At 67.7% G+C, this 10,120-nt stretch carries 8 protein-coding genes and 1 pseudogene; 3 read left to right on the top strand and 6 right to left on the bottom strand.

The window, feature by feature from the left end; translation table 11 throughout:
* Positions 1–86: 86 nt before the first annotated feature.
* Genes Q1K70_RS13025 through Q1K70_RS13010 form a run of 4 tightly spaced genes read right to left on the bottom strand, consistent with a single transcriptional unit; the run spans position 87 to position 4,393 of the window.
* Positions 87–281 (bottom strand): hypothetical protein, encoded by a 195-nt coding sequence (locus tag Q1K70_RS13025; RefSeq protein ID WP_300160289.1) that lies wholly within the window; start codon positions 279–281, stop codon positions 87–89.
* Between the two features lie 23 nt (positions 282–304).
* On the bottom strand, positions 305–1,678 hold the full coding sequence (locus Q1K70_RS13020) for a sigma-54 dependent transcriptional regulator (RefSeq protein WP_300160286.1): 1,374 nt from the start codon (positions 1,676–1,678) through the stop codon (positions 305–307).
* Positions 1,679–1,734: 56 nt separating this feature from the next.
* A complete protein-coding gene (locus Q1K70_RS13015) occupies positions 1,735–3,183 on the bottom strand; it encodes a HAMP domain-containing sensor histidine kinase (RefSeq protein WP_300160283.1) in 1,449 nt (482 codons plus the stop codon).
* Between the two features lie 34 nt (positions 3,184–3,217).
* A complete protein-coding gene (locus Q1K70_RS13010; protein WP_300160280.1) occupies positions 3,218–4,393 on the bottom strand; it encodes a pyridoxal phosphate-dependent aminotransferase in 1,176 nt (391 codons plus the stop codon).
* A gap of 90 nt (positions 4,394–4,483) precedes the next feature.
* Between Q1K70_RS13010 and sfsA the strand changes: the two genes are divergently transcribed.
* Entirely contained in the window at positions 4,484–5,248 is a 765-nt protein-coding gene (gene sfsA, locus Q1K70_RS13005; protein WP_300160277.1) for a DNA/RNA nuclease SfsA, read from the top strand.
* Here the strand turns inward: sfsA and Q1K70_RS13000 are convergent.
* On the bottom strand, positions 5,184–6,371 hold the full coding sequence (locus Q1K70_RS13000; protein WP_300160275.1) for an acyltransferase family protein: 1,188 nt from the start codon (positions 6,369–6,371) through the stop codon (positions 5,184–5,186). The genes sfsA and Q1K70_RS13000 overlap by 65 nt on opposite strands.
* Before the next feature lie 144 nt (positions 6,372–6,515).
* Between Q1K70_RS13000 and Q1K70_RS12995 the strand changes: the two genes are divergently transcribed.
* Positions 6,516–8,936, top strand: coding sequence for an ATP-binding protein (locus Q1K70_RS12995; RefSeq protein WP_300160272.1), 2,421 nt, complete (start codon positions 6,516–6,518; stop codon positions 8,934–8,936).
* Between the two features lie 6 nt (positions 8,937–8,942).
* Entirely contained in the window at positions 8,943–9,713 is a 771-nt protein-coding gene (locus tag Q1K70_RS12990; protein WP_300160269.1) for a hypothetical protein, read from the top strand.
* A gap of 74 nt (positions 9,714–9,787) precedes the next feature.
* On the opposite strand, the pseudogene Q1K70_RS12985 reads toward Q1K70_RS12990, so the two are convergent.
* Positions 9,788–10,120: pseudogene (locus Q1K70_RS12985) on the bottom strand (peptidase C13); the annotation flags it as partial.

Raw genomic sequence — 10,120 nt, 5'->3', positions numbered from 1 at the left:
CCTTGCTGACGAATTAAGGAAAATTATGTCTTAGGGTGCGTAAAATTCCGTTTTGTGTTTTCTCCCCGTGATGGCTGCCAAGTCTATCAACTGGGAGTTAACTCGTCTAAAGCAGTTTCGACAGCTGTTGTTTTCCCAATGCCAGAAGGGCCTTCGACGACAAGTCCTCTACCAGGTGTCCGTAAATTTACAATTAATTCAGTATATTCTTTGGGAGATACAAAAGTATGTTTTGGTACACCACTCGCTTTAAAAACCTCTTCTAATTGAATTTTCATCATTGGAAACTTACTTGGTTGAAAATTTAATGCCCAGTTAATTTGTATTTTTTTAGCTTATATTGTAATAGACTTTTTGATATGCCGAGCATCTCCGCCGCCTTGACCTGGACGAGGCTGGAGCGGGCCAGCGCCCGGCGAATGAGCGCCGTCTCGATCTTTTCCAGGGTTTCGCCGAGGTTGATGGTCAGCGGCAGCAGGTCCACGGCGGATTTGTACTGGCTTTCCTCGTCGCGGATCTCGCTCGGCAGGTCCTCCACCCCCACCACGTCGCTGCCGGCCAGCACCACGCAACGCTCCACCACGTTTTGCAACTGGCGCACGTTGCCCGGCCATTCGTAGGCCGTGAGGTACTCCATGGCCTCGGGGGAGAAGCCCTTGAAGGTCTTGTCGTTCTCTTTGGCGTAGCGCTCCAGGAAGTGGGCGGCCAGGATGGGAATGTCCTCGCGGCGCTCGCGAAGGGGCGGCGTCTGGATATGGACCACGTTCAGGCGGTAGTAGAGGTCCTCGCGGAACGTGCCGCCGGCCACGGCCTCGGCCAGGTTGCGGTTGGTGGCGGCCAGGATGCGGATGTCCACCTCCACGGGGTCGGACCCGCCCACGCGCTCGAACTTGCGCTCCTGGAGCACGCGCAAGAGCTTCACCTGGAGTTCGGGCGACAGCTCGCCGATCTCGTCGAGGAAGATGGTGCCGCCGTGGGCCATCTCGAAGCGCCCGCGCTTTCTGGCCACGGCCCCGGTGAACGAGCCCTTCTCGTGGCCGAAGAGCTCGGATTCGAGCACGCCCGAGGCCAGGGCCATGCAGTTGACGGAGATAAACGGCGCGTCCTTGCGCGGCGAGGCGTAGTGGATGGCCTTGGCCACCAGCTCCTTGCCCGTGCCCGATTCGCCGGTGATGAGCACGGTGGATTTCGTGGGCGCGGCCTTGCCCACCATCTCCAGCACCCGCTGCATGGCCTTGCCCCGGCCGATGATGTTCTCCGAGGAGAAGCGGTCTTCCAGGGACTGGCGCAGGAGCATGTTCTCGCGCTGGGCCGCGGCGAAGCGGCTGGCCTTTTCCATGGTGAGCAACAGTTCGTCGTTGGCGAAGGGCTTGGCGATGTAGTCGAAGGCCCCGATGCGCATGGCTTCCACCGCGCCCTCGATGCTGCCGAAGGCGGTCATGATGATGACCGGTATGTAGGGGAAGTTGCGCTTGACGTGCTCGAGGACCTGCTGCCCGGTGACCTTGGGCATCTTCATGTCCGTGATGACCACGTCCACTTCGGATTCGTCGAGGAAGGCCAGGCCCGTCTCCGGGTCGTCCAGGGCCGTCACGGCGTAGCCCGCGTCCCCGAGCATGGCTTCGAGGATCAGCAGGTAGTTCTTTTCGTCGTCGAGGATGAGAATCTGGCTTGGCATGGCGTCGTCCGGGAAAAAGATTGGGGGGAGCCGTCCCGGCCGGTCTTAGCAAAGGCCTAGGCCGGAGGAAAGGTCATGACCACGCGCGCTCCTCCCTCGGAGGCGTTTTCCAGGGCGAGCGCGCCGCCGTGGCTTTCCAGGATGTTGCGCACGATGGCCAGGCCCAGGCCCGTGCCGGCGTCCTTGGTGGTGAAGAAGGGGTCGAGGAGGCGGTCCTTGTTCTCCGGGCAGAACCCCGGCCCGGAGTCGGCGACGGTCAGGGTCACGGCGTCCCCGCCGGCCGCGGCAGCGACCGAAATGGAGGCCGGGCGGGCCTTTTCCTTGTCCTCGGCCAGGGCGTCCAGGGCGTTGGACACGATGTTGTACACGGCCCGGTACAGGAGGTCCTTGTCGCCGCGGACCGTAAGCCCGGGCCGGTAGTCGCGCGCGACGGCCACGCCCATCTCCTCGCACTTCTGCTCCAGGAAGGTGAGCGCCTGGTCGCAGATCACGGCCAGGTCCACCACGTCCTGGCGCGGCGTCTTGGGCCGGGCGTAGTCCAGGAAATCGCCCACGGTCTTGGACAGGCGCTTGGATTCGTCGAAGATCGCGCCGAGAAGCTTGGCGTTGACGCCGTCGGCTTCCTTGTTGCGTTTGAGGAGCAGCTCGGCCGTGGAGCGGATGATGCCGAGCGGGTTTCGGATCTCGTGGGCGATGCCGGCCACCATGCGGCCCATGCCGGCGAGCTTTTCCTGCTGCTGGAGCTCGCGTTCCAGCCGTTCGCGGTCGGCGATGCGCTGGGCGTTGATGCGCCCGGCCCGGCTGATGATCACGCGCAGGATGAAAAAGAGCAGCAGCGACGAGGTCAGGGTGGTGATGATGATGATGCGCTGGAAGTCCACCACCTTCTGGTAGTCGTCGGTGATGTCCTGGCTGAATTCCAGTACGCCCATGATGAAGCCCTGCGGGTTGCCCGGGACCAGCGAGCGCTCGGTGCGCAGGGGGTAGATGGTGCGCAGCGTCACGGCGTCGGGCTTGGGGTGGAAGTCGAAGATGCCGCCGAACATGCCCGTGCGGCTGACCAGCTGGAAGCTCGACGTGCCCTGCTCGAGCGCCTCGAGGATGGCCGTGCCGGCGTAGCCCGTCTGGCCCACCAGCTCCTTGTCCGTGGAGAACGACACCCGCTTGTCGAAGTCGTAGATGCGCACTTCGCTCACGTGGAAGCTGTGGATGGTCGAGAGCACGGTCTTTTCCAGCCGGTCGTACTGGGCGGGCTGGGACAGCTCCACCCGGCCGAAGCCGATGACCGTGGGCAGCGTGAAGCGCTGGTAGATCTGGTGGTTGAGGTTTTCGGCCAGGAGCAGGGCGAATTCCTTCTGCTTGGACAGCACGTCCTGGCGGGCGTAGTTGGACAGGAAGATGGACAGGAAAAGGTTGACCAGAAGGATCAGGGCCAGGGAGCTCCAGGACAGGAACTTGACCAGCCCCAGGTACTGGTCGCCTTCCGAGCGGGCGGTTTTCTTCACGCCGTGTTCCCCGGCCTCCGATCCCTACAGGTGTCTACAATTTGCCCAGGAAGTCGCCGATGGCGACCAGGGCCTTTTCCAGGGTGGCGTCGTCCGTGGCGTAGGAGAACCGCAGGCAGCGGTCCTCGCCGAAGGCCACGCCGGGCACCGTGGCCACGCCGGCCTCGGTCAATAGCGCCTCGGACAGGGCCGTGGAATTGGGCACGGCGGCGGTGTAGTAGTCCGACAGGCACGGGAAGAGGTAGAACGCGCCGGCGGGCGTGGGGCAGAAGGCCTTCTTCCAGGTCTTGATGATGGAAAGGGCCAGGTCGCGGCGGCGCTTAAACGCCAGGCGCATCTCCTCCACGCAGTCCATGGGCCCGGTCAGGGCGGCGATGGCCGCCTTCTGGGCGATGGAGCAGACGTTGGAGGTGGACTGGCTCTGCAGGGTGGACATGGCCCGGATCAGGTTCGGGTGGGCGATGGCGTAGCCCAGCCGCCAGCCGGTCATGGCGAAGCTTTTGGACAGGCCGCCGACCACGGCCACGTGCTCGGGGTGCAGGGCGAAGCCGCCGGCCAGGGAGGCGGGCTTGGCCGGCTCGTAGACCAGCCGGTCGTAGATCTCGTCGGACACGATGACGATGTCGCGCGAGACGGCCCATTCCATGATGGCGTCGAGCGCCGCGGCCGAGTAGTGCGCGCCGGTGGGGTTGGAGGGCGAGTTGAGGATGAGCGCCCGCGTCGTCGGGGTGGCGGCCCGCTCCAGGTCCTCCACGGAGACCAGGAAGCCCTTTTCCGGGCTGCTCGGCACGGGCACGGGCGTGGCCCCGGCCAGGCGGACCATGTCCGGGTAGCTCACCCAGTAGGGCGCGGGCACGAGCACTTCCTCGCCGGGATTGAGCAGGGCCGCAAACAGGGTGTAGAGGGCGTGCTTGCCGCCGTTGGTGAGGATGACCGCCTCTTTGGGGGCGGGCACGCCATACGTGTTTTTGTAGTAGGCCGTCACGGCCTCGCGCACGGTGTGGATGCCGGGCACCGGGGTGTAGCGGGTGAAGTTGTCGTCGATGGCCTTTTTGGCGGCGTCCTTGATGTGGGCGGGGGTGTTGAAGTCGGGTTCGCCGGCCGAGAGGTCGAGGACGGCCTTGCCCTGGCGGCGCAGGTCGGCGGCCTTGGCGGCCATGCCGAGGGTTGCCGAGGGGGCGACGAGACGCATACGAAGGGCGGTGCGCATGGCCCGGAATCCTTGCTGGGGGTTTTTCGCAAACGGCCGCGAGTGCACGGCCGTCTATCCATATAGCCCGGAATCCGTCAAAGGTAAATCATGGTCCCCGACTCGGAAGTTCCCGTGACCCTGCCCCTGCCCGGCCCCCTGGCCACGGCCCGTTTCGTGCGTCGCCGTCTGCGTTTTCTCATCGACGTGGAAGGCCCGGCCGGCCCCTTCACCGCCCACGCCAACAACACCGGCTCCATGCTCGGCCTTTTGCGCCCGGGCCGCGTCGTCGGCCTGTCCGTATCCGACAACCCCAAACGCAAGTTGGCCCACACCCTGGAAATGGTGCGGTTGCCGGATTTTAGGGGCGACTTCTGGGTCGGGGTCAACACGCTCACGCCCAACCGGCTCTTTCGCAAGGCCTTCCTGGCCGGGGCCTTCGCCGACCTGGCCGGCTATGACGCCGTGCGCCCCGAGCCGGCCTTCGCCCGCGGCCGGCTGGATTTCGCCCTGTCCGGCCCGGCCGGGGAATGTTTCGTCGAGTGCAAGAACGTCACCATGGTGGAGGACGGCACGGCCATGTTTCCGGACGCCGCCACGCTGCGCGGCTGCAAGCACCTGGTGGAGCTCACCCGCCTGGCCCGGGAGGGGCGCTGCCGGGCGGCGCTTTTTTTCTGCGTCCAGCGCCCGGACGGGGACTGCTTCGCCCCGGCGGAGATCGTCGATCCGGACTACGCCGCGCTCCTGCGCCAAGCCGTGGCCGCCGGGGTGCTGGTGCTGGCCTACCGGGCCACGGCCTCGCCGGAAGGGATCAGTCTCGGGGAGCGCCTGCCGCTTTCCCCGGCCTGCCTGGACGGGGTGCGAAAAGGCCCATGACGCGCCGGGCGGCCGGCGCTTCCACCCGACGGGCCAGGAACAGGCCGACGGCCACGGTGGCGGCCATGCCGCAGGGGACCGCCGCCAGCCACCAGCCCGGGCCGTGCTTGGCCAGGGCCTGCCAGGGCTCGAGGGTCAGGGGCTGGAGCAGGTAGACCGACAGGCTGGCCCCGGCCAGGGCCGTCGTCGCCCGCCAGCCGGCCCAGGCCGGGGCGCGCGCCGCCAGGGCCAGGCAGACGGCGGCCAGAAGCGGCGCGTACAGGGCGTTGTTGGCCAAAACCGACAGGAAAAACGAGTTCCGGGGAAAGGGCGCGGCGGCAAGCGCCACGAGCCCGATCCCGGCCGCCGGCCCGAGCCAGGCCGGGCCGCGCCCGCCGAGGAGAAAGAACCGGGCCGTGGCCATGCCGCACAGAAATTCCAGGGCCCGCAGATAGGGCGCGGTGTAGGTGAGCCACTGGAAGTACAGCCCGCCCAGCTCCACGGCCCGGTCGGCGTAGTCCGGATGGTCCCTCGCGACCCGGGCGAAAAGCGTCGGCCAGGAGGCGGCGATCATGGCGTCGCCGGCCGCGGCCGCGCCAAGGGCCAGGCCGGCGGCGGTGAGGGCGGCCCGCCGCGTGGGCAGGGCCTGCACCGGGCGCAGCAGCAGCGGGAACAGCAGATAGAAGAAGGCCTCGGTGCTCACGGCCCAGCCGATGGGGAAGACCGACGGCGACTGCGGCGCGAAGAACCAGGTCTGGACCAGGGCCAGGTGGGCCGGCAGGCTCACGGCGCAGCGCGAGAAGAAATCCGGTTCCTTGAGCAGGGGGCCGACCGTGTTGGCCGCGAGCAAAAGCAGGTAGACCGGGTAGACCCGGGCCAGCCGGGCCACGGCGAAGCGCCCCGGCCGGAAGGGACCCGCGCCCGGGCGCGGGGCGTGGGTGTAGAAGAGCACGAAGCCCGACAGCACGAAGAAGCCGGAAAGCCCGGCCTGGGTCAGCCGGGCCGCCGGCACGGCCAGGTAGGGGTGGCTCGGCAGGGGGGTGAGCCAGGCCAGGGCGTGGCCGGCCAGCACGGCCAGGGCGGCCAGGGCCCGCAGTCCCCCGAGCCCGGCCAGAAACGGCGGCTTGCCGGCGGCGTTTTCCATCGGGCTCCCCTATCAGGATGCGCCCGGCCTGAAAAGCCGGTCGGGGCGGAGATGACAAAGCGCCCATTAGTTCGTATCTGGTAAGACGCGACGCCGGGACGCCCGGCGCGCCCATTCCCAACGCCCTTTTTCCAGACGGAATCCATGACGCACACCCTTCGCCCCAAAGACCTGCGCGCGGCCTGCAACCCCGCATCCGTGCCATTTGCCGACAGCCGGGACATTCCCGACGACCAGGACGCCCTGGCCAAGACCCAGCCCCGGGCCCACGCCGCCCTGAACCTGGCCCTTTCCATCGGCGGCCGGGAGCACAACGTCTACCTGGCCGGCGAGCCCTCCATGGGCCGCACCCATTTCGCCCGCCGCTTCCTGGACCCCGAGGCGGCCAAGGGGGCCACGCCGCCGGACTGGCTCTACGTGCACAATTTCGACGACCCCGACCGGCCCCGGGCCGTGTCCCTGCCGGCCGGCCAGGGCAAGGGTTTCAAGGCCGCCCTGGCCAAGGCCGTGGGCGACCTGCGCGAGGAGATTCCGGCCCGCTTCGAGCGCGAGGCCTACCAGACCGAGAAGCAGACGCTGCTGCGCGGCTACAACGCCGACCGCGAGACCGTGCTCGACGAGATGGAGGAGCGCGCCAAGTCCGAAGGCTACAGCCTGTTCGTGGACGACCAGGGCGGCTTCACCCTGTATCCGCTGCTGGAGGGCAAGGTCGTCTCCGACGAGGAGTTCGAGCGCCTGGACCCGGAGCTCAAAAAGGCCCTCAAGACCAAGGGAGACCGGCTGCTGGAGGAGATGGGCTCGGCGCTGCGGCGTCTGTCCAAGGAGGAGCGCGGCTACCGCGACCGGGAAAAGGACCTGGAGCGGACCACGGCCGGCGAGGTCGTGGACGCCCACCTGGCCGCCCTGGCCCCGTACCGGGAGGCCAGCCCGGCCATCGACGGCTTCCTCGCCGCCATGCGCGCCGACATCCTGGACAACATCGACGCCTTCATGCCCCAGCCGGCCCAGGCCGCGCCGCCGCCGCCCCCCCACGGCGAGCAGCCCTATCCCGACGACGTCTTCTACCGCTACGAGGCCAACCTGTTCGTGGACAACGGACAGCTGACCGGCGCGCCCGTGGTCATCGAGGACCACCCCACCTACTTCAACCTCATGGGCTGCATTGAGCGCGAATCCGAGATGGGCGCGCTCTACACCGACTTCACCCTCATCAAGGCCGGCTCGCTGCACCGGGCCAACGGCGGTTTCCTCATCATCCGCGTGGACGACATCTCGGCCAATCCCGGGGCCTGGGAAGGGCTCTTGCGCGCCCTGCGCTCGGGCCTGGGCAGGGTGGAGGACCCGGCCGAGGGCGGCGAGCACGTGCGCACCCGCACCATCGAGCCCGAGCCCGTGCCGCTCGACCTCAAGGTGGTGCTGGTCGGCCCGGACGAGGCCCACGAGGTGCTGCTCTACAGCGACGAGCGTTTCGGCAAGCTCTTCAAGATCAAGGCCCATCTCCAGGAGACCATGCCGCGCACCGAGGACAACGTGCGCATCTACCTCTCCCTGGCCGCCCGGGTCGTGCGCGAGGCGGGGCTTTTGCCCTTCGACCGGTCCGCCCTGGCCGGGCTGGTGGAATACGCCTCGCTTCTGGCCGAGGACCAGGCCAGGCTTTCCCTCAAGCTCCCCCTGGCCCGGGAGCTCATGATCGAGGCCGCCGCCCTGGCCCGGCGCGAGGGCGCGGCGGCGGTCGGCGCGGCCCATCTGGCCCTGGCCCGGCGGGCCCGCGATTTCCGGGCCAACCTCTACGAGGAGGAATACCTCGAGGAGTACGACCGGGAGATGATCAAGGTCGGCACCTCGGGCGAGGCCGTGGGCCGGGCCAACGGCCTGTCCGTGCGCATGTACGGCGACTACGCCTTCGGGCTGCCGCACCAGATCGCCTGCACCGTGGGCGTGGGCCACGGCGGCATCCTCGACCTCGAGCGCGAGGCCGAGCTCGGCGGGCCCATCCACACCAAGGGCATGATGATTTTAAAAAGCTACCTCACCGGCCGCTTCGCCCAGGACAAGGCCCTGGTCATGACCGGGTCGCTTTGCTTCGAGCAGAACTACGCCGAGGTGGAGGGCGATTCGGCCTCGGGCGCGGAACTGGCCGCGCTGCTCTCGGCCCTGGCCGAGCGGCCCATCCGGCTGCGCTACGCCATGACCGGCGCGGTGTCCCAGTCCGGGGCCATCCTGGCCGTGGGGGGCCTCAACGAAAAGATTCGCGGCTTCTTCACGGTCTGCCGCCGCCGGGGCCTCACCGGCGACCAGGGGGTGCTCCTGCCGGCGGACAACGTGGTCAACCTCATGCTCGACGACGACATCGTGGAGGCCGTGGACAAGGGGCTTTTCCACATCTTCCCCGTGACCACCATCGAGGAGGCCATGGAGATCCTGACCGGCATCCCGGCCGGCGCGCCCGGCCCCGACGGCAAGTTTCCGCCCGGGAGCCTCTACGCCATGGTGGACGCGCGCCTGGGCAGGCTCGCCCGCTGCGCCCCGGCCGGCTTCCCCCAGCAACAACCCGGACAAGGATGAGCCGCCGTGGCCAGCAACTGGTTCGATGAGAAGCGCGCCGAGTTCATGCGCGACCTGCTGCGGGACTACTGCCTGGCCGTGCAGGTGCTGGAACGGCTCTTCCGCGACTTCGACCGCTCCGGGACCATGGCTTTCGAGGATTTGAAGGACCTGCTCGGCGAGGAAATGAACAAGGGGCTGCTGTGGCGCCTCAAGGACACGGCCCACCACCTCTTCCGCGACGGCGGCGGCTCGAGCCTCGTCGGCCAGTTCCTGGACTGGTGCATCGGCTACATCTTCCACGAGTCCATGAAGCTCAAGGAGGACGCCTACCAGCAGCAGAACTACGCCCCGTGGTTTCGCTCCATGCAGGAGCGCGAGCTGCCGGAGCCCGACCTCATCATCAGCCGGGAGCTTTTCCAGCTGCTCATGCAGACCGCCGAGAGCATGCAGCGGGAGATACGCCGCATCCGGTTCCTGTTCGGCGAATGCCGCAAGCTCTTTCCGCTTTTCTTCGCCGACCAGAAGGAAAACCACTGGCTGGCCCGGTTCCTCTTCAAGCGCAACGACCTCGTGCGCGAGGTGTTCGGCCAGGGCTACCGGGAACTCATCCGGGGCGTCTACGGCAACGCGCCGGAACTGCTCTACGTCATGGCCTCGCGCAGCCTGCGCGAGGGCGGCTGGATGAAGCAGGCCGCCGAGGCGGCCGAGGAAGCCTGCCGCCTGTGCCCCCAAAGCGAACCCGCCCGCCGCGAAAAAGAGATCGTCGACACCTGGCGCGCCCATTTGCGGGCGTAGCGAAGGGAGGCGAAGAGGCCTCCGGCGGCCGGGGGGATAATCCCCCCCGGACCCCCTTGGCGGGGGAAGGATTCCTACTCCAAGAGCAGCAGCCCGTTCCAGGGCTGGGCGGCGTTCGGCGGGGCCATGGTCGCGGGCTGGATGGCCAGGGCCTTGGCCCCGCCCAGGTCCGCCGCGCCGTTGCGCAGTCCCAGCAGGTACTTCCCGTTGGCCGCGTCGCCCAGGGACACGCCGATGGTCTTGTCCCGGTAGGTCGTGCGCGAGGTGTTCTGGTTGCCCGTGCCGTAGTAGAAGCGCACGGTCCCGTCCCTGGACAGCCGCGCCGCCGTGTTCACGGGCCGGCTGTCGATCCAGGTGTGGGCCTTCCAGATCACGGTCACGCTGTCGGCGTCCGGCCTGACGGAAAC

Source organism: Solidesulfovibrio sp. (assembly GCF_029978005.1).
Classification (GTDB): domain Bacteria; phylum Desulfobacterota; class Desulfovibrionia; order Desulfovibrionales; family Desulfovibrionaceae; genus Solidesulfovibrio.
The sequence above is the reverse complement of the archived record's forward strand: the minus strand, read 5'-3'. Positions and strand labels throughout refer to the sequence as shown.